The 25,368-nt window shown below is 56.5% G+C and carries 29 protein-coding genes; 6 read left to right on the top strand and 23 right to left on the bottom strand.

Translation table 11 applies throughout. From position 1 onward, the window contains the following. Positions 1-1,128 precede the first annotated feature (1,128 nt). From JFU04_RS15140 to JFU04_RS15160, 5 genes are all read left to right on the top strand, one after another. Positions 1,129-1,341 (top strand): hypothetical protein, encoded by a 213-nt coding sequence (locus tag JFU04_RS15140; protein WP_201144676.1) that lies wholly within the window; start codon positions 1,129-1,131, stop codon positions 1,339-1,341. Positions 1,342-1,669: 328 nt separating this feature from the next. Further along, entirely contained in the window at positions 1,670-2,353 is a 684-nt protein-coding gene (locus tag JFU04_RS15145) for a hypothetical protein (RefSeq protein WP_201144678.1), read from the top strand. A 420-nt stretch (positions 2,354-2,773) separates the two neighbouring features. Beyond that, on the top strand, positions 2,774-3,553 hold the full coding sequence (locus JFU04_RS15150) for a hypothetical protein (protein WP_201144679.1): 780 nt from the start codon (positions 2,774-2,776) through the stop codon (positions 3,551-3,553). A gap of 69 nt (positions 3,554-3,622) precedes the next feature. Beyond that, on the top strand, positions 3,623-4,864 hold the full coding sequence (locus JFU04_RS15155) for an AAA family ATPase (RefSeq protein WP_201144681.1): 1,242 nt from the start codon (positions 3,623-3,625) through the stop codon (positions 4,862-4,864). Beyond that, positions 4,857-5,516 carry a hypothetical protein gene (locus JFU04_RS15160; protein ID WP_201144683.1) on the top strand — a complete coding sequence of 220 codons (660 nt, stop codon included), beginning with the start codon at positions 4,857-4,859 and terminating at the stop codon, positions 5,514-5,516. The genes JFU04_RS15155 and JFU04_RS15160 overlap by 8 nt, the downstream gene beginning before the upstream one ends. A gap of 113 nt (positions 5,517-5,629) precedes the next feature. Here JFU04_RS15160 and umuC read toward each other — a convergent pair whose 3' ends face one another. Together umuC and JFU04_RS15170 are read right to left on the bottom strand one after the other, a co-directional pair. Further along, positions 5,630-6,907, bottom strand: a complete 1,278-nt coding sequence (gene umuC, locus JFU04_RS15165; protein WP_201144685.1) for a translesion error-prone DNA polymerase V subunit UmuC — start codon at positions 6,905-6,907, stop codon at positions 5,630-5,632. After that, positions 6,900-7,325, bottom strand: coding sequence for a LexA family protein (locus JFU04_RS15170; RefSeq protein ID WP_201144687.1), 426 nt, complete (start codon positions 7,323-7,325; stop codon positions 6,900-6,902). The genes umuC and JFU04_RS15170 overlap by 8 nt, the downstream gene beginning before the upstream one ends. A 102-nt stretch (positions 7,326-7,427) precedes the next feature. Between JFU04_RS15170 and JFU04_RS15175 the strand changes: the two genes are divergently transcribed. Further along, entirely contained in the window at positions 7,428-8,132 is a 705-nt protein-coding gene (locus JFU04_RS15175) for an SOS response-associated peptidase family protein (protein ID WP_201144689.1), read from the top strand. Positions 8,133-8,654: 522 nt separating this feature from the next. Here the strand turns inward: JFU04_RS15175 and JFU04_RS15180 are convergent. The 21 genes from JFU04_RS15180 to JFU04_RS15280 all read right to left on the bottom strand — a co-directional run bounded on the left by JFU04_RS15180 (position 8,655) and on the right by JFU04_RS15280 (position 25,341). Further along, positions 8,655-9,449, bottom strand: coding sequence for a DNA adenine methylase (locus tag JFU04_RS15180; RefSeq protein WP_201144691.1), 795 nt, complete (start codon positions 9,447-9,449; stop codon positions 8,655-8,657). A gap of 148 nt (positions 9,450-9,597) precedes the next feature. After that, positions 9,598-10,122: a lysis system i-spanin subunit Rz gene (locus JFU04_RS15185; RefSeq protein WP_201144693.1), complete on the bottom strand. Its 525-nt coding sequence runs from the start codon at positions 10,120-10,122 to the stop codon at positions 9,598-9,600. Further along, complete coding sequence (locus JFU04_RS15190) at positions 10,119-10,766, bottom strand: glycoside hydrolase family 19 protein (RefSeq protein WP_201144695.1); 648 nt, start codon at positions 10,764-10,766, stop codon at positions 10,119-10,121. The genes JFU04_RS15185 and JFU04_RS15190 overlap by 4 nt, the downstream gene beginning before the upstream one ends. Before the next feature lie 72 nt (positions 10,767-10,838). Continuing rightward, on the bottom strand, positions 10,839-11,882 hold the full coding sequence (locus JFU04_RS15195) for a phage late control D family protein (RefSeq protein WP_201144697.1): 1,044 nt from the start codon (positions 11,880-11,882) through the stop codon (positions 10,839-10,841). An 81-nt stretch (positions 11,883-11,963) separates the two neighbouring features. Continuing rightward, positions 11,964-12,170 carry a tail protein X gene (locus tag JFU04_RS15200; protein WP_201144699.1) on the bottom strand — a complete coding sequence of 69 codons (207 nt, stop codon included), beginning with the start codon at positions 12,168-12,170 and terminating at the stop codon, positions 11,964-11,966. Further along, positions 12,145-12,990: a phage tail protein gene (locus JFU04_RS15205; RefSeq protein WP_201144701.1), complete on the bottom strand. Its 846-nt coding sequence runs from the start codon at positions 12,988-12,990 to the stop codon at positions 12,145-12,147. The genes JFU04_RS15200 and JFU04_RS15205 overlap by 26 nt, the downstream gene beginning before the upstream one ends. 12 nt (positions 12,991-13,002) lie before the next feature. Then, complete coding sequence (locus JFU04_RS15210) at positions 13,003-15,459, bottom strand: phage tail tape measure protein (RefSeq protein WP_201144703.1); 2,457 nt, start codon at positions 15,457-15,459, stop codon at positions 13,003-13,005. A gap of 142 nt (positions 15,460-15,601) precedes the next feature. After that, positions 15,602-15,907 (bottom strand): phage tail assembly protein, encoded by a 306-nt coding sequence (locus JFU04_RS15215; protein WP_201144705.1) that lies wholly within the window; start codon positions 15,905-15,907, stop codon positions 15,602-15,604. A gap of 12 nt (positions 15,908-15,919) precedes the next feature. Then, the gene (locus JFU04_RS15220) at positions 15,920-16,423 is read right to left on the bottom strand and encodes a phage major tail tube protein (protein WP_098480928.1); all 504 of its coding nucleotides are present in this window, start codon (positions 16,421-16,423) and stop codon (positions 15,920-15,922) included. Positions 16,424-16,441: 18 nt separating this feature from the next. Then, positions 16,442-17,605 (bottom strand): phage tail sheath subtilisin-like domain-containing protein, encoded by a 1,164-nt coding sequence (locus JFU04_RS15225; protein WP_201144707.1) that lies wholly within the window; start codon positions 17,603-17,605, stop codon positions 16,442-16,444. A 100-nt stretch (positions 17,606-17,705) separates the two neighbouring features. Next, positions 17,706-18,059: a phage tail assembly chaperone gene (locus JFU04_RS15230; protein ID WP_201144709.1), complete on the bottom strand. Its 354-nt coding sequence runs from the start codon at positions 18,057-18,059 to the stop codon at positions 17,706-17,708. Then, complete coding sequence (locus JFU04_RS15235) at positions 18,056-20,191, bottom strand: phage tail protein (RefSeq protein WP_201144711.1); 2,136 nt, start codon at positions 20,189-20,191, stop codon at positions 18,056-18,058. The genes JFU04_RS15230 and JFU04_RS15235 overlap by 4 nt, the downstream gene beginning before the upstream one ends. Continuing rightward, positions 20,184-20,795: a phage tail protein I gene (locus JFU04_RS15240; protein ID WP_201144713.1), complete on the bottom strand. Its 612-nt coding sequence runs from the start codon at positions 20,793-20,795 to the stop codon at positions 20,184-20,186. The genes JFU04_RS15235 and JFU04_RS15240 overlap by 8 nt, the downstream gene beginning before the upstream one ends. Before the next feature lies 1 nt (position 20,796). Then, positions 20,797-21,678 carry a baseplate assembly protein gene (locus tag JFU04_RS15245; RefSeq protein WP_201144715.1) on the bottom strand — a complete coding sequence of 294 codons (882 nt, stop codon included), beginning with the start codon at positions 21,676-21,678 and terminating at the stop codon, positions 20,797-20,799. Then, the gene (locus JFU04_RS15250; protein ID WP_098480154.1) at positions 21,675-22,001 is read right to left on the bottom strand and encodes a GPW/gp25 family protein; all 327 of its coding nucleotides are present in this window, start codon (positions 21,999-22,001) and stop codon (positions 21,675-21,677) included. Before JFU04_RS15250 ends, JFU04_RS15245 begins: the two co-directional genes overlap by 4 nt. Positions 22,002-22,006: 5 nt before the next feature. Next, complete coding sequence (locus JFU04_RS15255) at positions 22,007-22,213, bottom strand: hypothetical protein (RefSeq protein WP_201144717.1); 207 nt, start codon at positions 22,211-22,213, stop codon at positions 22,007-22,009. 55 nt (positions 22,214-22,268) lie between these two features. Then, a complete protein-coding gene (locus tag JFU04_RS15260) occupies positions 22,269-22,862 on the bottom strand; it encodes a phage baseplate assembly protein V (RefSeq protein ID WP_201144719.1) in 594 nt (197 codons plus the stop codon). Beyond that, positions 22,859-23,377: a hypothetical protein gene (locus JFU04_RS15265; protein WP_201144721.1), complete on the bottom strand. Its 519-nt coding sequence runs from the start codon at positions 23,375-23,377 to the stop codon at positions 22,859-22,861. Before JFU04_RS15265 ends, JFU04_RS15260 begins: the two co-directional genes overlap by 4 nt. Beyond that, positions 23,367-24,026 carry a hypothetical protein gene (locus tag JFU04_RS15270; RefSeq protein WP_201144722.1) on the bottom strand — a complete coding sequence of 220 codons (660 nt, stop codon included), beginning with the start codon at positions 24,024-24,026 and terminating at the stop codon, positions 23,367-23,369. Before JFU04_RS15270 ends, JFU04_RS15265 begins: the two co-directional genes overlap by 11 nt. Beyond that, on the bottom strand, positions 24,023-24,343 hold the full coding sequence (locus JFU04_RS15275; protein WP_201144724.1) for a head-tail joining protein: 321 nt from the start codon (positions 24,341-24,343) through the stop codon (positions 24,023-24,025). Before JFU04_RS15275 ends, JFU04_RS15270 begins: the two co-directional genes overlap by 4 nt. 2 nt (positions 24,344-24,345) lie before the next feature. Then, positions 24,346-25,341, bottom strand: a complete 996-nt coding sequence (locus JFU04_RS15280) for a major capsid protein (protein ID WP_201144726.1) — start codon at positions 25,339-25,341, stop codon at positions 24,346-24,348. Positions 25,342-25,368: the final 27 nt, after the last annotated feature.

Genomic DNA, 25,368 nt, shown 5'->3' on the forward strand with positions numbered 1-25,368 from the left:
GAGGGGGAGTTCAAGGCTACTGCTGACGTGCCGATAAATTTCAGATTTAACGTAGACGCGCACACTTCAATTTTGGCGAAGCGTTTTTACACACTCTGGGCCGAAAGCTGTCGCTCCTAAGAACCTAATCTGAATGCAGCTATGGCTAGGGAGCGAAGGCAGCTCATAACAAAAACGGTGAAAGTTCTCTGTCAGCTCGATGCTAAAAACAGGCTACTTGTGGAAGCGATCCAAAAAATTGCGGAAGTGATTGCCCAAATCCCAGGCAATAAAAAACCCCGTAGACGTTAATCTGCGGGGTTTCTAAGAGTGGAGGCCGAGGTCGGAATCGAACCGGCGTAGGCGGATTTGCAATCCATGAGTAAAATCAATACTTTCAATGACTTATGCTAAAATCAGTTCCGCTTAGCCAAACTTTTTACCTCGCTGGATCCCCCTGAAAACGGCAGGTTCTATTTCAGTTGCGGAATGGATTTTCTATGCTTCGCTGGTTAGAGCCGGATAACCAACCGACTGCCTATCTTCAGTGGTACGCGTTCGGCCGGGCTATCGGCAATAAGTGAAATCAGAGCCCGGAGCTGTTTAAGCCTGCCGCCCCCTCTAGAGATCGCCAATCAAGCGAAAGGGCTATCCGACGTTGACGCAAGCTAGTTTGAAAAGACAGACGTTCCATGCTTCTTCTCGGCCTCATGCGCCTTTGCATCGGCCCTAGCCTCTTGGTATGTAGAGCGGTACGGCCCCATCCAGTTTTTCACACACTGAGCCCAATAGCGGGTAGCAGTTGTTACCGTTCCGTTCACAGCCTCCGTTCCAAGGTCCTTATCATTGGTGTTACAGCCACAATCGTGCTCGGAGGTATTCATAAAGCTCCTCGTTAAAACGATTATTTTTATGTTTGCGATATGAGAGTAGAAGCCAACAACAAGATGTCAATTCGACACCCTTCCAGTTGCTCCTGCTGAAGCACCTCCAGCTATACACCAGTTATGGATTGGACATAGCTCTCCTCGAAACCACCGCCAGCTATGCTTACCGGGCATTGAGCGGCCGGCCTTGTAGTAACTTCTAAGCAAGCATCAATTTGGCAGGCCCCTGCTATGCTTAGGCCTTTTCTATGAGATTGCACACATGTCAGGGGAATACTCACTTCCGGATTTGCTTGAACGAATGTATGAGAATCAGCTCGCGTTAGAAGCGGCTCTGATGGAATTGGCTCTCCAAAGCGAAAAGCAAGGCCTGGATGACGTTGGCAATAACGTACGTGGTGCGCTATTCGTGATCGGCGAAAACGCTGGGCACATCAAGCAGGGGCTGGCGAGGTTACGTATCAAGCGTCACTAACAAAGCACACCCCAATTGTGCTGGAGTATTTCGGTCATTAAGCCCCAACACCATGTGTTTATTGAGGCTCAGCGCATATCACTACTGCATCCACAAATGCATGGTGGGTATTGAATGGCATGGATTGGCGTACGGTTTGCCCCATTTTTGCCCCACCCTCGCCAGATCTTCCTCCCGGACGTACGGTCCGGCCAGTAATCTTAACGATGGTCAAACCAATCCCTCTGACAGGCAGTATTCGGCCAAAGCGAACCTGAACTTAGCCATGGCTAAGGCAACATCCATTAGCGATAAAATACGTTCTCGTTAGTTTTTTGCAGGGGCTGTCATGGGCACGACCAAACCGTTTGAAGTCCGCGATAACTGGGTCTTAGTCGATTCCATGGTGGACACCTATTGTGAAATCGCGGAGGAGGCATTCGGATCTTTTTTGTTCGAAAAGGGCAATCCCCTCCCAAAGCAAGAATGGCCCGGCGATTCGACAGCCTACGACGACCAGAAAACTAGAAAAAACGTCGCAGCTATAAAAACAATCGTCTTCTCCGCGATGGCGTTGGAAGCTGCGGCGTTCGAATTTGCCACCCTCCAGCTGGGAGAGCGCCTGGCAAGAGATTATCTGGATAAGCTGGATGTGGTGGGTAAATGGCTCGTCGTCCCACGCTTGGTCTGTGGTCGATCGCTGAAAGCGAATGGCCCCGCCATCAATGGGCTGAAGGGCCTGGTCAAGGCACGTAACGCTTTGGTGCATCACAAATCCAAGGAATGGAATGGCAAGCACGCGCAGCTAGATGAGATGGATGTCCACAGAAAACAGCTCGAAGAAATCCAGGCTCCTAACGCATACAAAACGCTGATCCTGCTTTCGTTGGAATTGAATGCGGTGCTGGAGACCGATGGGCCGCTCCCACCTTTTGAGGATGGTTGGATCCACGCCACCCCACGTAATTCGCTGGTAGAGCAAGTAGTCCATCGGTGCCGCGAGGTTCATCGGAATAACTGGCGAGGGGATTGACCTAACGGGGCTTATCACCCGGCAGAAACGCCAGCTAACCGCTGCGGATTTTCAGAACCTTGCTGCCGGCCGGCGGCGATCAATTGGTTAGCCCGTTCCGACATAAGGACCGACGACTTTGAGTCGAATACGGACATTGGAAACCAAATAGAGTATAGGGATTCGAACCCGACCTGCTCACTCCATAGCCCGCTACAGGCCGCAATTACCGGCAGTTTCTGGGCGACTGCAAGGCCAGAAACGGCTTATGGCGGGCTACGATTTGCCCTAAACCTTGCAGCCGGTCTCGGAGCACATTCATGGCGCAAATTAAAGTAGCGTAGTAGCCTGAGGCCACCTTTACCTATAGAGAGCTACGATGACGAGACCTATCAAGCTTGGCGAGACCCCCTTTTCAGGGCAGCCCTTCTTGTGCCAATTATGTCTGGCGCGCTGCTATTTGTTGCGTCATCTATTTCAAACAATAACTTTACCATGTGCTTTTCATCAGGCTGCATTAACAATTTCTTCGAATTATATAAATTCCCTTTATCAATCATAGGCCTTTCTGTTCCACTAACAGCAATCGTAGCAGCACTTCATCGGTCAGATGAGGCGCATCTACAAATTGAAGAAACACTCAAACAGAACACGTTCAACAACTACATAAAACACCAAGAAGAATTTTTCAAGCTATTAGAAAAAATCGAATCAAAATGCTCTTGCCGATTTACCGACCCACTAACCTTATATCGACGCATATTTCCAAAAAACAACTATTCATATTTCACGTTCGCTGCACATTCCAAACAAGAAACCGTCGATCCCAACACCAATAATTTTCTCGAATTATTACGAATACAGACATTCGACTTCAAGACTATTTTGTATAATCCTGCTACGGATGAAAGTGCGCTAATTGCCCTCTTAATCGATATTCAAGAGCTGGTGCAAATCTTACACCTGCAACCATCGACCGAAACACTAGAGCAATTCAAAAACACCAAATACGTGTGGCCTGAAGACGCTGCACGAAGCGCCACCGACAACTTAAAGACTATACAAAGAGAACTCTACTCATTCGGATTCTATAAATCTAACGCTCGCAACGATAGAGAGGTGCTAGCGACGTACACTCGACTACCAAACTCTCACACTACGTATATGAACAACACTAAACACGCGGCTCAACTCGCCCTAGAAATTGAAAATGATATTTAGGCACTTGTACAAGCAGCGATATTAGAACCCCCCTGAAGCGGAAGGCTCCCAGTTCATAGAGGCCACAAATTGACAAGCATATACCCACACGCAACTGCAATAAATGCATTCATTCCTGGTACTAACAGGAAGTGCTCTATTCATGCAGAGGGCCGAAGCATAATCATCACAGGAATAAACGGTTCTGGAAAAACCCAGCTCCTTAAAAGCTTGCACGCTTACTGCGAACAGACCTTAACCAATCCCGAGCCTCTGAGCTCTTTACAATCACACGTAGATGCCATTAATAGATACCTCGACGCTCACTCCCCCGCACACCAAGCTTACCAAGGGCATGTAGATGCACTTAAATTCGCCCTCGCAAAACTTGAAAATGCAAAAAATCCACTTATAGCTTTTTTTAATCACGAAAAATACATTGATGACTACGCCAAGGGAAAAGCCGTACTGGTACTTTTTGAAGCGACTCGCCAGGCAAACTTTAGAGAGGCAACATCAGCGATAAGCAAGGAAAAAATAATACAACAAGCAGCACATTCAAATGACACCTCAAGCTTCTTTGAGGATTATCTAGTAAGCCAAATAACACTACAAGCTTATGCAGAATCTCCAAATATAGGTAATGATCCGATTTCTGCGACTGCTATCTCAAAATGGTTCGAGAAGGTTGAAAACGACTTTAAAAGTCTTTTCGAGGATCCGACCCTGCATATCAAATTCGATGCAAAAAAGCAGTGCTTTTTCATACACCAAGACAATAAAGATTCTTACCGACTTCAAAATCTCTCATCGGGCTTTTCTTCCCTTCTCGCCATCTATACAAACTTAATAATGAAGGTAGAATTACGCGACATTCTACCTTCCGAAATGTATGGCTTAGTATTCATCGATGAAATTGATGCCCACCTTCATGTTTCATTACAACGAAAAGTTCTCTCCTTCTTGATTGAAGCATTCCCTAACATCCAATTCATAATAACTACTCACTCTCCATTCGTCGTATCTTCAGTCAGCAACGCCGTGATCTATGACATATCTACACTTGAACAGGTTGACGACCTATCAATGTACTCTTATGAGTCAATATTACGGGGTTTATTCGACACACCTCCTGTTTCTCAGATAGTTACAGACATGGTGGAAAAACTTTTTGAAATTCTTGAAATGGAATCTCCAAACATCTTAGAACTACAAAAAACACTCAGTATTGTTAGCAAGCATGAGTCGGACTTAGACCCTGAATCAGCTATGCACATTAAACGCGCGCGAATTCTTTTAAACAAGAGCCTGCGAGGTGACACCAATGTTTAATGCCATTCGGACCTACCCCGCACCAGAGTCCCTAGCTGAAGCCAGAGCCTATGATGGAGACGATGTCTACACCGCGCTTAGAAATATTTTTTTTGATAAATGCTATATCTGCGAAACAAATGACCCGCACGACATAAATGTAGAACATTTTTTTGCGCATGAGGGCAGTGCAGATTTAAAGTACAACTGGAACAATCTTTACTTTGCCTGCAGCAGATGTAACAACATTAAGAGCAATGCATTCAATGAAATCATTGACTGCTGTGATTCTGCGCAAGATGCCTTCCGATCAGTAAAGCTTTTACCACCGATGTCACCACGTGGAAAGCGGGTGATTATCACTGCCACAAATGATCACCCTCGCACAATCAAAACGACAGAACTTCTTACAAAAGTATTTAATAGCGACCACACAGTTAACAAAAAAATCTCCAGCGAATTTCTAAGGGCTAGAGTTTTCAAGCAATACAACTTGCTTCTGGATCAAATTGACTCCTATTTTGACCCAATTGCTACACCAGATGACAAAGAGCGCTCGATTGAGCGCATGAAAATACTTATTCAAAGAAGCATGCCATATTCTGCTTTTATTCGATGGTGTATTTTGGAAGACGACGTGCTAGCTCCTCTCTTAGCAGAATACATGGATTGATTCAGCGCCTTATATTGATTGACTCCAAGGGAACAAATCGACACAACAGCACATTAAATAAATGTATAAATCGTGTTCCTTTTTCGGCCTTTTTTAAGTCGCACACCCAATCTTCAACAGCAGAAGACAGTCCATAGTTGATCGAGCCGAGTTGTAAAACTTTGGCTCATCATCTCGCGCCGCATACCCCAGTGAGGAACAATCGGCACACTGGCCGAGCGAAGCGTGCCTCTACCCCACCGTTCGTTAATCTGATCCAACACCGTCATAACCCTTGAAGCTTCTTCTGGCTGTGAAACCGCGAACAGATCGTCGGTGTACTCGCCTGGTTGGCATAAACTCAGCAACATCACCTCAGCCTTGCTGTACCTAAAGCCTGGTCGAAATATCCGGTCAAGCGCACCGACGGCTGCCTGAGTAAGCAGCCGCACGTCGTCGGTGGGATATGGCATCTCCACCACCACCCCGTTGGCATACTTCGCCTCCTCCGGGTTGAACATGCCTGTGCGGATGCACACGCGAACCTTCTTGCATAGCGAGTTCTGAGCACGCAGCTTCTCAGAGGCACGCATCATATAGGTGGCCACCGCCTCTTTGATGGGCGGCAGCTCCGTCAGCCTCATGCCGAACATGCGGCTACAGCAGATCTCCTGCTTCGGCGGATCCGGCTCATCTAGCTCCAGGCAAGGCGTGCCGCCCAACTCCCTGGCCGTCTTCTCGATCACAATGCTGAACTTCTTGCGGAGCGTCCACGGATCGGCCTTAGCCAGGTCCATAGCCGACTTGATACCCATGGCATCAAGATGGAGTTTCATCTTGCGGCCGACGCCCCACACCTCCGCCACGTCCGTATTGCGTAGCACCCAGTCACGCTTAACCGGATCGGTGATGTTGACCACCCCACCGGTTTGGGACTGCAGTCGCTTCGCGGTGTGGTTTGCCAGCTTCGCCAGTGTCTTTGTGTGAGCAATGCCTACGCCGACAGGGATACCGGTGCAACGGAGCACCTGGGCGCGAATCTGCCGGCCCAAGAGATCCTGCCCACCAATACCAGTCAGATCAGCGAACGCCTCGTCGATGCTGTACACCTCAACTGCCGGCACCATCGCCTCGATCAGGCTCATCACGCGCTCGCTCATGTCGCCGTACAGCGCATAGTTTGAAGAGAACGGGACAATGCCATGCTGCTTGAGCTTGTGCTTGATCTGGAAATACGGCTCGCCCATCTTGATGAAAGGTTTGGCGTCGTAGCTACGGGCAATGACACAGCCGTCGTTATTGCTCAGCACCACGATGGGCACCTTCGCCAGGTCGGGCCGGAATACCCGTTCGCAGCTGGCATAGAAGCTGTTGCAGTCGATTAGTGCGAAGGTCGGCTGTTGCTTAGACATGGCTGCGCACTGTGCTGGTGATCACGCCCCAGATCGACAGCTCGTCGCCCTCAAGAACGTAGCGAGCCGGGAACTTGGGGTTCTCGGAAAGCAGGACCACTTCCCGGTCGCGCTTACACAAGCGCTTGCAGACAGGCTCATTGTTCAGCAGTGCCACCACTACATGCCCATGGACCGGCTCAATGGCACGATCCACGACAGCCAGATCACCATCGAAGATCCCAATGCCCTGCATGCTCTCACCGGTGATTGCTACCAGGTACACGTGGGGCGCACGGATATTCAGGACCTCATCCAATGAGATGTGCTGCTCGATGTGGTCCGCTGCCGGCGACGGAAAACCGGCCGGAACCTGGAACGAGCACAACGGCAACTTCGCGCCGACCTCAGCGATGGGACCTAGAATGGTGAAGCTCATGATGCGGCCTTTTACAATTACTGTATGAATGTACAGTTAACTTTGTAGGACGCTTGCGGTCAATTTTTCTGTAGGGGATTTCGACAAGCGGAGAGGTGTCGTATGTGTGGGCGATTCGTGCAGTACGAAGGGATGGCAATCTTCATTGAAGAGCTAAGCCCGCAGATAGAGCTGTTCAGTGGGTATGACGCTCAGCGAATTGATCGCTACAACGTCGCACCGTCAACGCGGGTGCAGGTTCTACACACAACTGAGGACGGGCTGCATATCGATGCAGTGAAATGGGGATGGGCGCCGTTCTGGGCGAAGGGTAAGCGCCCGGATCCGATCAACGCCCGGGTCGAGACGGTCACCACAGGGAAATTCTTCAAACAGCTCTGGCCGAATGGCCGAGCCCTGGTGCCAAGTGAAGGGTGGTATGAGTGGGTCAAAGACCCTGACGATCCGAAGAGAAAGCAGCCCTACTTCATTCGCCTGAAGAGTCACAAGCCTATGTTCTTTGGCGCGCTCGCTCAAGTTCATCCTGGCCTGGATCCCCACGTGGACGACGGATTTGTGATCATCACCGCCGCCAGTGATCAGGGCATGGTGGATATCCATGACCGCAAGCCGTTGGTACTGACACCTGAACATGCCAGGGAATGGATCGACCCCAGCCTTACTCCTTGCCGGGCCGAGGAAATAGCAAAAACGTGTTGTCAGCCAGTAGATGACTTTGAGTGGTTTCGGGTTGGCACCCCGGTAGGCAACGTTCGAAACCAAGGTGCAGACTTGATTACGCCGATAGCAGGCTCAGAGCAAAAATAACACAGCCAATCCCAGCACAAACAGAAGAACTGTGCGAGGGCACCTAAAGCGTAACTGTTGAATGTAACAAGGACGTTCACGCAACATTAATTAAGATATCCTTTTAGTAGCTAGTGGATATCCACTAACTACCCCTAAGATATCTTTAGATAGTTAAAAGCCAAACCTTCAAGAAAATTACGTATGTACGTAAGTAAGCAACTACGTAACTTATATAGCCTACGTAACCTAGATAACCTGTATAGCCTTAACAGCTGAGAAACTTCCATTCCTATGCCCCCCTTGACAACGTAGGGCTGCGGCTTAGCGCGCAGCCCTCATAAAAAATACTGAAGATCATTGACAGCCAAGTCGAAGTATCTATTTAATCTCCACGTCTTTTAAATCTAACCACAGCCGACGCCAATTAACGCGCCGGGTAGCCAAGCTCAGCCTGGAGAAAAATATAATGATAAAACTTATTGAACGCGTCCTCACCTTGGCCATTGAGATCGTCAGACTAATTCAAATGTTAGTGCGAGATTAAAACAGGCCACCGAGTTCAGAGGGTATCCAGTTCATGATGACAAGTTCAGCAGTTACCTCAGCCTTTCCTTGGCGTTGATTGGTGTTGCTATAACGAATGTCGAGGCACTCGAAATGAAAGCCCTCAAACACCTGCCGGATGTCCGGGTGATCGTTGATGCTGACCATCACCTTGCCTTTACACCGACGCATGAAATCAGCCATACGCTCGTAGTTTTCAAAGGAGAAATCCACGCCATAGCCTGCCGTCTTCCAGTAAGGCGGATCCATATAGTGAAAGGTGTGCGCACGGTCGTAGCGTTCAGCACATTCAAGCCAAGAGAGGTTTTCGACGTAGGTGCCGGACAACCGCTGCCACGCTGCAGAGAGGTTCTCCTCGATCCGAAGCAGGTTGATGGCCGGGCCTGTAGTCGCGGTACCAAAAGTCTGCCCCGTCACCTTGCCGGCAAAGGCATGATGCTGCAGGTAGAAGAACCGGGCGGCGCGCTGGATGTCGGTGAGGGTTTCAGGGCGGGTCATCTTCTGCCATTCGAAAACCTGGCGAGAGCTCAGCGCCCATTTGAACTGGCGCACGAATTCCTCCAGGTGGTTCTGCACCACGCGGTACAGCGTAACTAGATCGCCGTTGATGTCGTTGAGGACTTCAACCGGTGCGGCCTGGGGCCGCATGAAATAGAGCGCGGCGCCGCCGGCAAAGACTTCGACGTAGCATTCGTGAGGCGGGAAGAGCGGGATAAGGCGGTCGGCCAGGCGGCGTTTGCCGCCCATCCAAGGGATGATGGGTGTGGACATATAAAAGCAAGACCTTTGCTGTATGGATAAACAGTGCTAGGCTCGCTCCGCTTTGTGCACGAAGCGGGAGCCTTGGCTGGACTTGCAGGGGCAATCTGCAGGGAAGGTGGCCGGGCTGGATGTTGAAGCATCCGGCCCGGCCGCTCCTTTATTTCGGTGTAGAGACTTCTTTTGCGTAGGCCTGACAGGCCCGCAGGGCGATCAATCCTTGGTCGCCGGCATCGGTGATCCCGATAATTCGTTGAGCATGCGCTGGGTCAAGTTGGGCTCGACGGGTTGCATGAACCACGCCGACGGCGCCGGGGGTTGTGGGCATGTTGCAGCCACTGGCTGAATCCGTGGCGTCGAGAAGGACTGACAGCCGCACATCAGCAGTAGCAAGGCGGTCACGCAGTAAAGCCTGATTGCGCTGGGCATCGGATAATTCCTTGGTGTGTTGTTGGTCGGAGGCGGCCAGCTGCTGCTCGGTGGCCAGCCGCTTGTCTTGCTCGGTACGGGCCTGGGCTGCTGCGGCATTGCTGATCGCGGCCAGGTCCGCCTCGAACTGGGCGCCCTGCTCTGCCAGCATCTTCCCGAGGCGCCAGTCCTGCACCTGCCAGGCAGCGCCGAAGCTCGCGGCCATAGCCACCAGTATCAGCAGCACGAGGCCGGCCAGCTTCCGCACGGGCGTCATGCCAGCACCCGCAATGCCGTCTGATACAGCGCCAGGCGATCTGCCGCACCATTCGGGATCTTCCCTTTGCTACCCGTATTGATGAGGCTCCCGATGTTCTGGATGTCGCCGGCGTCGGCCAACGTGTTTAGGCCGTTTACGGACCAGTACCAGGCCGCCGACAGCGCTGCGTATTGCGGCTGCTCCAGCAGCTCGGGGTGATTGATCAGGTCGACGCCCAGGGCTTCACCGCACGCACGATGGTTGTCCTTGCCAGTAATCTGGATCAGGCCGCGCCCTCGGTAGATATAGCCCTCGCCCGACGCCTCAGGGCCGTTGCCCATACGGCCGCCATAGACGGCATTCCCCATACGTGCCGAACTGCCCGCCAGTTCGGCTGCACGCGGCACCAGGGATCGCCAGCGGGAACCTGGGCTTGCGGCATTACCCAAGGCTACGATTCGGTCCGCTCTGTAGTTGAGGCTCTCGACCAGGCGCGTCAAATGGCCGGATTCATGCCCGACTTGGGCGATGAACGCCGCGATTCGCTTGGGCGTGACGATGCCGTACTTGCTCATTGCAGTATTCAAGACACCGACAAAAAGCTCGGCCTGACGGCCAGCGTTCGGGAGGATCAACAGCAACTGCTGCAGGGTGATAGACATGTTTTCTCCAGGCAAAAAAAAACCGCCAAATGGCGGCGGTTTCTAGTTAAACGGGGGTTTCAGTGAGTCACGTCAAAGCTCCAGAACCTTGACCTCCTTGGTTTTTTTCGTTTTCTTGCTTTTGGCCTTGGCCTTACCCTTTTTGCCGCCATTGCACTCGACGGTGGTCGACCAGCCGGCTTGGGTGAATACCTGCTCAACCGAGTCGACCAGGTACTCGCCATCGATGCCGACCTTGAAGCCGGTGGCGTTTACCGAACGCTCGGCAAACAGATCGGTACGCCCAGGCATTTCAAGACGAACGCCTGCAGAAGATCGATTGAACGCGGTCAGGCGAGCCTTGGCGGCCTGGGCCGCTGCGGTCTTATTGGGGTAGATATGACGGTCTATATGCACCGCCGGCAGCCCGTCGGGCGCATCCGTGTTGTCCAGGCTGATCAGCTTCAGCTCACCGCTTTTCTTGTCCTGGTGCTTGGTGGCCACCGCCTTGTGCGTGTTCCGATCCCCTAAGCGGAATTGCCACCGACTGACATCGGCCGGCGTGATGGTGACGGCGCCCAAGGCCTCGCCGCTCGCACTGGTGCCGCCGTCGCGGGTCATGACAATCAACTTCCCATCGGCCACCTTGGCCGTGCAGTCGTGCTGCTTGGCAATGCGGGTGATGAAGTTGAAATCAGACTCGCTGAGCTGGTCAGCCCGGGGCACGTTCGTGGAGACGTTGCACACCGGCGTCCAGCCGTTGCGGGCAGCCACGTCGGCCACGATCTTGGACAGCGGCACGTCTTCCCAGCTACCGCTGCGCACCGTCTTTCCGGTACCGCGCATGTCGCCGGCCTTGCCGCGCACGACGATGGTGTTAGGCGGGCCGGATATCTCGACCTCATCCACCATATAACGGCCCAGGCGCACCATGGACGTTTCGGCATAGCCCAGGTAGATCTCAATGCCGGCGCCGCGCTTGGGCAGCGCCACGGCGCTGTCGCGGTCATCGATGCGCAGCTCGAAGTCGTCCGACTCCATGCCTGGCTTGTCAGTGGTTTTCAGCAATAACAGGCGGTCATTGATCAGCGCGGTAATATCTTTACCGTCTGCAACGACACGAAAACGAGGGGTCATGGTTCACCCAGTTACCCCGCCAACGCGGGGGAATGTTGGCGGCCGTTACGCGTAACGGAAGGAAAGGACAGCCAGGCCTGGCTAATCCCAAAGCATCACAAGTTCCTCAGTGGGTGCCGGCATGTCCGGCAGGACAATCAGCACACCAGCTCGGTACGGCTGAACCTCATCGGCCAGCCCTTGATTGGCATGGAGCACGGCCTCCACCGTGCCGCTCAGATGGCCGTAGTAGTTGTGACAGATGGTGTCCAACAGATCCCCGTCAGACGTTCTGCATGTCGTCGCCATAGCGTACAAACTCCAGGGTAAAGCCTTGCTTACGCGGGATGCCGCCGCCCAGCAGCGCGCTTTGTTCTTCCTCGACGCTGGCCATGCACCAGGTGCCCAACACGTCGCCGTAGCCGGTGGTCAGCGTCATGGGCTGCAACTTGCCACCCAGGGTTCGCAGGGTGTCCAGTTGCTTGATGCCGCCCCTGAAGCCCGGGAAGACGGCGCCCTTCAATGTCAGCTTTTCGTCCCCCATACCGATAGCCTGCTGGGCTGGTCGACGCGTCAGGCGCTCCTGAGAGGCCCAGCGGAAAGCTGTCGAGCGCCGCAATTCATCGAAGGCCGCCGTGTCCAGGTTGAAGAAGTACGGCTGCTGTTTCGGATCACGCGGCTGCATGATCATCAGGTGCGGGAAGGGTTTCACCGCCTCCGGCGCCGGTGTGGCATCAGCAGCAAAGGCCCCGGTCGGGAGAATGCCAGACAGCGAGGGGCTGACCTTGCCGGCGATATTGTTGATCGCCGTCGCAGCCCGCCCGGCCTGCTCGCTCAGCGCACCCAAGCGCTCATCAATCTGAGACGCCGCCCGGGTGGCTGCGCTGTACACCGAGACCACTTGGCCAACCTTTGCCTGGGCCGCTGTCACCCCACGCATAACGCGCTGCAGCTTCTCGCCAATGGCCGGCCCCACAAAAGGGACGCCCTCCAGCTCAGAAGCCGCACCGCTGAGTTCACTGATTGCGCCGTCGACCGGCCCAATCATCCCATCCAGGCTACGGCGGCCAGTCTCACCTGCCGCCGCCAGGGACTTCACACTTGCTTGCAGCTGCTCCATGTAGCCCATAAGTCCCCCAGGTCAAAGGTGCGCATCGTCGTAGAGCTTGCGGCTCTCCAGTTGCTGAGTGATTTCCCGCTGTTGCTGCTCGATGTACGGGCGAAGCTCTCGGGCCAGTTGCGCCGGATCCTTCACGTCCCCTTGCACGGTCACCTGAATGGGCGCGCTGATATCAACCTTCTGCTCGATCTTGGGTGCCAGCGGTTTTGGCGGTACCGCCATCAACGAAACCGCAGCGGGTGTGCTCGATGCCGGCGGCGAAGCCAGCGAACGAACCACGTCACCACCCACCGGCCCCGGCGTCTTGACGGCGCCAGGCATCAGCAGAGGGCCAGCGCCATTGGCTTTAGGCGCAAAAGACGCCGCGATATCAGCCATCACAGGCGGGATATCCTTGCCGGCATTGGCCATCATCAGCGGCCCCGCATCGGGCATTTTCTTCAGCCCGTCGTCACCGCCAAACACCGCTTTCCCCAGGTAGCCGCCCAGCGCATCGCCGCCCATGCTGCCCAGGTACGCGCCCAGCAGCCCGCCGACAACAGTGCCGATCACCGGTATCGCCGAGCCAATCGCAGCACCGGCCGCAGCCCCGGCAAGCGTGCCTGCCAAGCCCCCGGCCGCCTCGCCATACCCTTCGGCTTTTCCGTCCCGTGTGGTGGCATTGTCGTAGGTATCTTTGATCTTGAAACCGGCCTCAACGACTGCCAACGCGGCGATTCCCTTCACCGCCATACCGACCTTGCCACCCTTCCCGCCCTTCCCTCCTTTACCGTCTTTGCCACCACCGTCCACACCGCCATCCAGGCCACCCAAACCGCCTGCAGGAAGGTTGGTCACGATGACCTTTTGCGGGATATTCGGGTTGCCCATCAGCGATCCACGGCCGATGTTCAATAAACCCTTACCGATCTTGAGCGCGCTCAACGCCGCGCCCAAGGTGACAGCACCGGCCGCCACACCGGCAATCACCGCCGTTACGGGCTGGTACTTGTTGGCCAGGTCAGCCAGTGCATAGCCAACTTTGCCCAGACCATCCGCGACCTTGTCAGTCAGCGGCCGCAGGCCATCGCCCAGGCTGATCATGGACGCCTCCATGCCTGCCGTAGCCGTCGACCATTTGCGGTTAGACGTCTCGCGCGCCTTGGCCGCGTCCGCCTCGATCTTGGTCTTGCCGTCGGTGTGCTTGATCGTGACCATATCGGCCTTGATCTTGTCGCCGTATTTGATTTGCGCGAGCAAGCCCGCACTAGCGCTCTGATCGCTGACGATGTTGGCCAGCCCGGCCGCCTCAGTCAGGGCCACCATGGCCTGCTGTTCCTCGGCACTGCCGTCGGCGGCCGCCTTGATCTTGGCCTTCAGGGCCTCGATCTTCTTGGCCTTCGCCGGATCCTGACGCTTGATCATTTCCTGACTGAGCATGATGAACGCGTCGACCGGGTTGGCCGCCTTGCCGCTCTTGGTCGCGGCAATGATCGAGCCGGCCAGGTCGTAGCCTTCCTTGGCAAAACGTTCCTGGCTGGTGCTGCTGATCACCGCGCTCAGCAGGTTATTCATATTGGTCGCAGCGGCCGCCGAGTCCTGAGTTTGCGAGTACTGCGATTGCAAGCTGGCACCGAGGAAACGCACCGCTTCGGGACCTTCCATGCCCAGGCGCTTGATGTTGCCGAGCATGGCCGGCAGATACCGGGCCATGTCCTTGGGACCGAAGGCGCCGATATCGCCCGCCGCCGCAACTTGGCCAAGCATGCCGGCCATGTCCTCTTTCTTAACACCCGCCTCTTTGAAAGAGTTGATCAAGGTGGCAATGGTCTCGGCTTCCATGCCCTGGCCGTCGATCAGGTCAGCAATCTGGCCGGCGTATTCGCTGGCCTCCTGCCATTCAACGCCCTTTTCAATCAGGCCACCGACCGCCTTGGCCAGCAGCTGGCGACTCATGCCTTTGTCGTCCGCAATGGTCGAGACCATTTCGGCCATCTTGCCTTCGTCTTCAGTGCCGGCGGTGTGCGCCCACAGCGACATCTGGCGCACTTGCGCCTGATAGTCACCGGATATCTTGGTAGGAATGGCGACGGCCGCCGACAGCGCCGTGGCCTGGCCGAGCGAGCTTTTCAGCCCATCCTTACCCTGCTTGAGTTGTGTGTGGCCGAGCGCCTTAAGCTCAGCCCCACGGGCCACTTGGCCGAGTTTCTGGTACTCGTTTCGCAACTTGCTGACCTCAACGCCCTGATCCTTGAGGGTTCTGAGGTTTGATTCCAGCTTTTTCAGCAGACCGTCCGCCGAGGCCGATCCGGTGTCATGGGCTTTTTTCCACTCATCACGCAAGCGAATGGTGTCGCCGATAGTGCTTTGCAGTACCCGGGCCTTGGTGCCCTGATCACTGAGTTTCTTGATTCGCCCTTCAACGTCCTTGAAGGCCGCGCCAACGGTTGAACTGATAGCGCCGCCGATGACTACGCCAAGCGCCAGGTTGTTCGCCATGGGGGGTCACTCCGAAAAGGTCCAGGCGGCTCACTCCTTGAGCCACCAGATCATCGTCGAGAAAGACATGGCTTCGATTTCGCTGGCCGAGAAAGACATTTCCCGAGCCAGCCGCTGAGCCAGCTTTCTCTGTATTTCTTCGTTAAACCCGGTCCTCGCGCACCAGGCGAAAATAGGCGGCCTGCAGGCGCTTGTAATCACGCACGCTCAGCTCACACAGATCATTCGCACCTGCATCGGTCAGGCTAGCGAACAGAATCATTTCGCTTTGATCTTCATCGTCCGGGCAGGCCTTGGTCGCGTGGCGGACCTCTCGGACGGTTGGGGAGCGCATGACCAACTGATCGGTGTCGACCTGATTCACTTTGACGATCTTGGACAGCTTGATGGTTGCCGAGTCAACGGTGATCGTCAGCCACTCTGGAATTATGTCGATTTCTTTAGCCATGGGTACTTTTCCTTAAAGGCCGAGGTCACGGCGAACAGCCGCGAGTTGGTCAACGCCGTTGATGACGCGTACCGCGTTGACAGGGTCGATTTCGAACATCCGAACGCCAGCGACTTCCAGCTTGTAGTAACTGACACTGACGGCGTACTTGAACTCAGCGTCGCCGCCTGGCTTCCACTCGCCCGGGTCCAACTCCGAGACCATGCCGCGAATGGTGGCAACCACCGCGGTGGTGGCCCCCTTCTGCCCCTTGAACGAGCCACGGAAAACGGCGTTGAACGCCGTCTGATCCGCCAGGCCGAAAAACTTCATCGACTCACGGCGCACGCCCTTGGTGCTGAAAGACGCCTCGAGCTTTTCCATGCCCTGATCCATATCAATGGGGGCATCCATGCCGCCGCCCTGGTACTCGCCGGTTTTGATTTTCATCTTGGGCAAGCTCAAAGTCGGCACGTCGCCGGCAAAGCTCATGCCGTCGACAAACATGTTCATCATGAACAGCGTTTGGGGAATCATGGACATTGCGAAGCCTCCTTAGGCTTTGGTTTCGATGACTTCGGTGATCCACTGATTCGTGACTTCAACGAGGAAAGTGGGGTTCTCAGCCGGCGGCACGTCCGTGAAACGGATGCGCCAATAGACTTTGCCCTGCTCCAGCTGACTGGCAGTGTTCAGCTCGTCGTCCGGGAACACTTCGAAGTTGATCACCGCGCCCTGCTTTTTCAGGTCGCGCATGAAGTTCTCCAGGCCTTCAGTCACGTCGCTGACGTAGGTCTTGGTGATCGAGCGGTCAACCGCCCACTTGTGCCCGTAGAGGATCGCGTCCATGACGATATCCTGGGTACGCACACGCGTGACAAAGGCCCACTTTGGATCGCTGGAACAGGTACGGTTGCCCCACAGGCGGTAGCCATCGTCGCGAATGATCGTGGTGATGTTCGCGTTGTTGAGCAGGTTGGCCCGGCACGTTGCGTCGCCGTCCAAAAATTCAATCGGGCGCGTGGTACCGGTGATGCCGACAAACTCCTTGTTCGACGGCGAGGCCCAAAAACCGTATTCGTTATCGGTCCAGGCGAACAGGCCAGCCACCCAAGCCGACGCTGGTGCGTCCACGGTTTCACTGAGACCGGTGTCCCAGGCCTGCACGCCAGGATCCACCAGAAACACGCGCTTGCTGCCGAAGTTTTCGGCGTAGGCAATAGCCGCCTCGTCGGTGGTGTTCGGGCCATCAACGATGGCGAGGCCGCGCAACTTGCCGGCGAGCGCATCGAGCGACGTGGCCACGGCCTGGGTCGCGCTGTGGCCCGGGGTAATCAGCAAACGGGGCTGAGCATTGAAACGGCTCTTACCGTCAAGCAGCGCCTGCATGCCGGTACGCTGACCATCCGCCAGAACGCCACCGATGATGGCCGAGGTCTGCAGCGCGGGCGTGGCCAGCTTCTCGACACCGCACGCGACGATCACCGCCTTGGCCCGCATGTAGATCGCCTTGATGGATTTGGTGATCGCCGCGTCCTCACCCCAGGCCGCCACCGCTTCGCTTTCGCGAGTGATCATCAGCACCTGGTTAGGCTTGGCCGTCACCTTAGGCCCTGGGGTAAAGGTGTCGCACAGACCGATGATCGAGGACGACGGCACCGCGATAGGCCGCGCGCCGGTGTCCACGTTGGTGACGGTCACACCGTGAAAGAAACTCATAGGGCAATCTCCAGAAACGAAAAAGCCCCGCATAAGCGAGGCCGTGGGTTGTTCGTGTTACGCGTAACGGAAAAGAAAACGCCCCGTCAGTGCGGGGCGTTTATTGGGTTTGCTCGGCAATCCAGGCCGGCGGCACTGGCCGCTGCTCGATGTCGGGAAAGTCCGGCGATTGTGGCCAGTCGCGCAGATCCTGCATGTACTCCAGCAGCTCAGTGAAATGCTCAGCTGAGAGTGTTGTTTCGCGGCCGATTTCCAACTGGTCACGGTGCCGCTCACGCAGCCACATGAGACTCGCCAGTTCCCCATCACGCCACGAACGCTCGGCATCAACATCAACACCAACCGAAAGCAACGGGACATAGACCTCAGAAAACACCTCGCCGGGCAACAGCTCCTCAGGCCCACCGATAGACCGGCAGCGGTAAACGCCGTCATTACGAACAGCAAAACTCATAACCCGTCCTCCCAGCCCATGACCTGTGCAACAGCCGATGCTGCGGTTGCGCAATACAGGAAGCTCATACGCCGCAAAATAAACTCACCCTGCGCCGTAGGAACAGGGCCTGAAGCGTTGTAACCCCCAGCAAACGGGAACCCGTTCAACTGCGCCGGGCTCAGATAGCCAGTGCCAGGCGTTGAGGCGAAAGCCCCCTCAGGCGCAAAGCCCACGTAGCCACCCGTGCACCCCGCAACCAACGAAACCTTACGGGCTGTTGGCGGCACGAGGTTTGCGAGCGAAACAGACACTGGCGCACTTGCGACACCCGACACAGCCATCGGGTAATTGAGCGTATTCGACGCCGCTGTCGGATCGAAAAGGAGAAGGCTGTCGATCTGCGTGTAAGCATATGGCACCCCGTTCGTCGCCGTCAGAAACATGCCTACGCGCGCCTTTGACGTGTATCCAGCAGGCATCACCGGCTCATAGACGAAGCGCAAAGATGCCGCCGCAGTCGTAGTCAACGCCAGGGCGCTCACATTGATTTGAGACGGCGAATCAATGCTTTGCACAACCGAGCCGGCAGGGAATGCCGAACTCGACAGCTGCATGCCAACTCGCAGTGACGCGGTACTGGGCAAACCGGTAACAACCGCAGAACCCGCAGTTGTCGCCCCTGCCAGGACAGGGCACAGCGCAGCGATGAACGCCTGGGCTGCGCCGTTGACAGCCCACAACGAGTAAAAGCTCGACGCCGCCAATACCCCGACATCCAGGCCATTGGCTCCAACGGTAGCCAGATTGATCGCAGCAGAAAGCCCGCTGATACGACGCGCCACTCCGGCCCCATCTTTGACAATCACCTGATCAACGCGGCCCGAGATTATCGATCCGACGCCGGGCGCAGAGAGAAGGATTCCCCGGTAAGCACCTTGAATCGAGAGGTTTCGGGTCTTCTCGACTTCGCTGGCCAGGACCGCTACGTCGATATTCCCCTGATTGATCGGTGCGTTCCAGGCTTTGATACACCACATAACCGAAAGGTTTCGAGGTCGCGTTACCCCATAACTAATCTCAACCCGACTTGGCCTTTGTACGCCCTGACCTGTCCCCGACTGGTTAAATCGAACGTAGGGGTAAAGCGCAGGATCGACATCATCCAGACCCATTTCGGTAAATGCTTTATCCCCTGAAATTTCAGCGTAATCCGTAATGGTGTCGACTGTCGGTCCTGCACCGATGTTGTGGAACGTACCTTTTTGCCAGCTACCAACAGCACGCCCCGCATCAACCCCGCGCCCATGATCCCAGCCCCGCAGGAATTCCCCTCGCGACTCAGGCAGGCGGAAGTTGCCGGCGCCCTCGTCGCCCTTGTTGAATGCACCGCCCAGGAACGTCGCCAGGTCTGGATACGTCGCAACGCTTTTGACGCTACCGTCCAGCTCCAGAAAGCCCGGCGCGACTTTGTCTACCGGGAATCCGATCATCGAGCCAACCGGCAGAGCCGAGGCCTGGGCGATCATTGCCGTGATTTGGTCCTTGGTATACGTGTCGGTGATGCCATACCCCGCCAACGTGGTCGGGTTAGATCCAGAAACGAAAACGCCGCGATCATTGACCGTCACCTTGGTGTAGGTGCCAGCAGGCTTGTTTGCCGGCAGAAGGCCGTTAACCGCCTCATCGACATACTGACGCGTAGCCAGCACCACCGCCGGGTCGATTTTCAGCTGAATGTTCGAGGTGCCGTTGGTGATGATGTGCATACGCACCACCTGATTGCGCCCCGAGCCCTGGGCCAGCACTGGCTTGTAACTCGGCGGCGCGTTGGCCACCGCAGAAAACACGCCGTCCTTGTCCTCTAGGGCCAACTCGCGCACCCACCAACCGCCCACGTCGGGCGGCAACACCACCTCGGCAATCAGCACATTGGCATCCGTCGGAGATACCCGCAGCTGATTGATCTGCGCGCGATAAACCTGATTGACCAGCTTGGTCTGCGAAGGACTGGGCACCGGATCGGTGCCGTTGGCATCGCCGATCAACATGTAACGCGGCTCCCACGGAATACCGAGGGCATCGCAGTTGGTCTTCTTGGCGGCCCCCTGCGTGGTGATCATGCCGCCAAAAATAGAATTCTTATCAACCATGTGAGTACACATCCAGTTCGTCGAGGGTGTATTCGCTTACGCCTGCATGGCCTTGAATCACCACGTCGATATCGGGGTTGGCCCAGGGGTAAACGTCGATTTCATCACCGTCATAAACAGCGAAGCCGGTATAGGCGTTAGCGCGAGTTTCGAGCGTTATGTCGAGCCCGGTCAGATGCCGGCTCACGGGCTTGGCGTCGTCAATCAGGCGCTCCAGCTCACTGAACATTTCTTCAGTAATGCCGGTGTCAAGTACGCCGACCCTCAGGGCGAACGTCGCCGGCGGTCCTTCGGGCACCGTCTGCCACCACTCGATCACCTCCAGCAGATAGCCAAGCGGCTCCACCACGCGGCGCAGCGCGCCGATGGTTCCCTTGCGTGAGTGGATATAAAACGACGCCCGTACCGCATTGCGCTTGGCCGCCTCCGTCCAACGATCATCCCAGCGATCGACAGACCAGGCCCACGCAAGGTGGGGGAGCAAATGAACGGGGCAAGTCATGGGGTTGTAGAGCGAGCGCAGGGGAATCACGGTTTGATCCGTGCTTGCCGCCTCAATCGCCCGCTCCAGCTGAGTGCTATTGATCGGCAGTAAGCTCTTCATGTCACTCCCCCAGCGTGACGCTGTAGCCAGTGCAGAAGGCCGCCTGCGCCTCTGTAGGGGCAAGATCCTGCCACCCGGGCAGCTCAACGCGTGAAACCCCAGGAACGTGCACCTGCGCGTCCACAGCTGAACGCGCTACCTCGACACCCAAGCGGCGGCGCGGGTTGATCCAGGCGGCGAGCCGCCTTTCCGCCTCAGCGAGCGCCACGGCGCTTTCAGGCCCTGGGCCTTTCATGTACAGCACCGCGTCGACGCGGTACAGCAACACCTCGGCGCTTTGCACCGTGACCCGATCACCCAGTGGCCGAACGTTTTCATCGTTGACCGCTGCAGCGACCACCGCCAGCAATTCAGGGCTGACCGTCCCATCACCCGACAAGCCCAGCACCGTTACCGTAACGCATGCCGGCGCCGGGCTTTCAGCGGACGCATCCGCCACCAGGGCCGAAGCGTTGCGGGCATGCAACTTGTAGCTGTTACGCGGGCCGGCCGTCGTCAAGCCCTCGTAGGCCATCTGGATCCGTTCGCGGTAGGCATCGTCACCTTCTGTGATCTTCTCCACCGGCGGCACTGCACGCAGGTCTTCCGCCTGGATCACCAGGCGCGGCGTGTTGACGTTCGCCCCCAACTGATCGAGGTCGCCACGAATCGCATGCGCGAGCATCAACGCCTTGGCTGCATCGTTTACCCGGGCGCGATCACCAATGCGCGCATAAGCACCGGCTTCCAGCAACTTGACCACCGGATCACTCTCAAGGGGTGCACTCCAGTTGTCGCCCATGAAGTCACGAAAGACACCGAGCGATTCCGTGTAGACCTCTTCAAAGTCCAGGGGCTCAAGCACGTCCGGTGCCGGTAACTCCGACAGGTCAACGATACTCATACACTTACCTCCAGCAGTACGCTTTCGCCCAGGTAAACACCGGTGACTTGAATCTTGACCAGGCCGCCCAGGACAGAAATGGCCTGCACGCGTTCCAGCTTCAGACGGGGCTCCCAGCGGCTTAACGCCCTGCTTGCCTCGGCCTGAACAGCCCCTTTCCAGCCCTCGTTAACCGGCAAGTCCACGTAGCGGCGCAACTTGCTGCCGTACTCTGGCCGCTGCCGGCGACTGCCCAGCGGAGTGCTCAAAATGTCCCCGATGCATTGCCGCAAATGAGCAAGACCCGAAATGGGCTGGCCGGTGTGGCGGTCCATTCCGATCATCTAGGTCACTCCTGCAGTAGTTCGAATTCCTCATGGGCCTTGAGGTATTCCAGCGCCTCGGCGTCCGCCGCTGGTACCGACACCTGCGCCTTGAAAACCGCCAGAGGGCGGCCGCTTTCGGGCAGGATCAGGGTGCGCGAGGTATAGAGCTTGTCGCGAAACGTTGAGCCAGGCCCAGCGCCGGCAACGGGTATTTCAGAAGTCTTGGCCATGGTTTCCCCCGGGCACAAAAAAGCCCGCACGCGGCGGGCCAGTGAAATTGAACGGCTAGTGTTTGTGGTTCGCGCTGTTGCCGCCGGCGTCGATGATCTTGCCGGCACTGGTGATGTCTTTCACGGCATGCAAAGCACCCTGGATAGAGACGTCTTTCGTTACGGATAACGAACCTTCAATTGCAACGTCTGCAATCAACTTGATGTTGGTCGTTGTGACCGTCACCGAGTTATCCGTAACGACCGCCTCAGTCGCCCCTACCTTGATGCGCACCGTGCCCGTGGGCAAGGTGATGGTGTAGCTCTTGGCCTCCCAGTCATAGACCAGGGAGCCGCCATCATCGAACCGCCACACCTCAACGTGATCGCGGTTATCCGGTGGAGCACCGGCGCCACCGTACAACCCTGGAACAAACGTGCCCATCCCGGCCTGGCCGCTGGGGTTGAACAGGATTCCCTGCTCGCCCAGGCTCGGCGCGCGCCAGTGCCGGGCTTTGCCTGCCGCCTGGCTGTGCCAACGCACCCAGGCGCTGACCCAGTCACCCGACTTGACCCGCACCGCTGGGGCCATTAGATCCACCCCGACCACCACGCATGGCATCACCAACGCCGCGATCATGCGGTCGTGTTCACCCAGGGCCCAGCTCATGGCGCACCACCCGGGTGATCACCCGCACGGTATGCCTCCAGGTTGAGTTTGAGCATGCTCGGCTTCTCTTCGGGGAAAGGCCAAACTTCCACCCCCAAATAAACCTGCTGGGTCCACTCGACCACCCACACCACATAGCCATCCAGTTCAGGCTTGGTCCAGTCCTGGGTAGCGCGCTCAAATTGCGCGACGTTGACGTCAAGCCCCCAGCTTTGCTGCCGGAGCAGCACTGCCAGTTGCGACACCAGGTGCACCGCCTGCTCATGATGATTGGGCTGGATCGGGTCAACGATGATCCGGGCCTCAAACTTACAGACCAGGCTGGTTTCGCCGGTACCGACATCGATACCCGGTTCAAACTCAGCCATTTCGAGAAACACCGAAGGCAAAGGGATGCCTTGGTTTTCCGGGATATCGGGCCAAAACACCACCGCCTGAATACCCGACAGACGCTCCGTCAGGTGTTGCTCGATAGCCTGGTACAACTGGCTCAGACTGAACGCTTCATCGGACATTAGCGCTCCCCTTCAGGTACTTCTGCAGTTCGTAGTTGAGCTCTTGCTCGAGGACTACCAGCAACTGTTTATCGGCGCGTTTCATCCACGCCTCAAAGTGCGGCCGGGCCTGCTCCAGCGATACCTTGGCTTTCGCCAGAGGAAAGCGGTTGTGGTTTTCCTCAACGAAACCACTGCGCCGACGGCCCTGAGTCGCCTCAGGGTAATCATCGCTGTTGAAGTGCTTGCTCGCAGTACGGATCCAGATATCGGCGCTGCCGCCGTACACCTGCTTGTAAAATGCACCCTGATAGCGACGCCCCGCCACCGACACACCCCGGCCGGTCTGACGCACCCGACCGATGCGGCTGGCCTCAATCGCGTTGAGGCCGAACCACAGCTTGCCGCGCATCGCACCGCCACTGGTGGGGTAAGCCCGCAACCGTTGCCGGACCGCGCCAATGGCGATGCGCTCTTGCTTACCCACTGCCCTGGCGATGTGGGTACGCAGCCACCCGAGGGTTTTGTTGATCGCTCGCCGCTGTGCAGCAGCTGCTGCCTTTGGCACCAGTCGGCCGAAGTCCTGAAAGCGCTTTAGGTCTGCCAGCGAAGGCTGAATATTGATCAATCCGCCGTCGCGCTTCTGCTGTGCGTAGCTGCCGACACTCATGGACGCTTCCTCAAGATCAGGGCCACCAGACCATCACCGCCGGGCTCCAATTGCAGCAGATCGTACTCGCCGCCGCCGTCCAGTACCGGCAGATCGACGTTGACCCGCAGGCCCTTGCTGAGACCGCTCGAATCACGCACGCGGATCTCAAACCGAGGTTCCCGGATGGCGGTTTGGGTTTTGCCAAACTGCGGCGCCTTCCATGGCGCCACGAACATGCCCAGCACCGGCTCGTCGCGGCCTTCGATCTGGGCGGAGTCGCCCAGGGTTTCGAAGACCACGTCGTCGATGTCCTCGATCAGATCGCGAAACGCCACGATCAGAGTTCCAGCAGGATCTGCGCCAGGGGACGCGTGCACAGATGCAGCGGATTGGACTGGGCTTCACCTGCTACACCCTTGTTGAAGGGCAGCGGCTCGATCTTGCTGTAGTACGGGATGCCTTGAGTGTTGACCGTTTCCATGTAGTCAGCCGGTGCGAAGGACGAGATGTACAGATCAGGAACACCTTCGGGAATCAGCAGAGCCTTATCGTCGTGGACGAACGAAATGCCCGCCACCTTGCCGCGATAGCGCTCCCAGACGATCCCGCCGAACTCGAAGCTTTCCCGGGCATCGCCACGCAGGGCGGCGGCCTGCATAGTATTGAGATAGGTGTCTTTGACCGACTTGTGGACGATCAGCTTGTTCCAGAAGTTCTTACCGCAGAAGGCGCGAGAGCCAGTGCTGGTAATGCTGCCCAGCGCCTCTTCTTGCATGTCGAGCGCTTCGCCGGCGCGCACACGCAGCTCAGTGTCCGGGTTGCCCAGGCCCATCGGCAATTTCTTGCGCTGGACGCCGAAGGTTTTATAGATGTCCAGCAGCACGGTCTTACCGTCAGCATCCAACACCTGGCCGTTCAAGGCCCCCATGCGCTGGAATTCGTGAGTGGCATCCAGCTGACGGCGAGCCTTTGCCAGCCGCTTGTTGACCACATCCTGTACAGACTGCAACTCGGTACGCGAGCCAAAAGCGCGAATGCCCTGGATCTCATCAGCCTTGATGGTGAAGCGTTCCGGCAGGTGCACAGTGTTGAAAGGGATCATCTGACGCTTGGTCGCGCCGACCACCAAGCCAGAAGTACCGCGCTCACCCGCTGGCACCAGGGCCAGGGTGTCGCCGTCCTTCTCGATCTGAACGGTGATCGTGCTGATGCCCTCTTCGCGAAACAGGCCCAGGCTGCTGATGCGGCCCGGCAAGTATTCCTGATCATTGATTGCTGCGGTAAGGGAGGAAACGCTGAACGCGTCATCTTCAAAAATGGCGATATCGGCCATGGGGTACTCTCCAGAAACGAAAAATCC

This window comes from Pseudomonas sp. TH21 (assembly GCF_016651025.1).
GTDB lineage: Bacteria > Pseudomonadota > Gammaproteobacteria > Pseudomonadales > Pseudomonadaceae > Aquipseudomonas > Aquipseudomonas aylmerensis.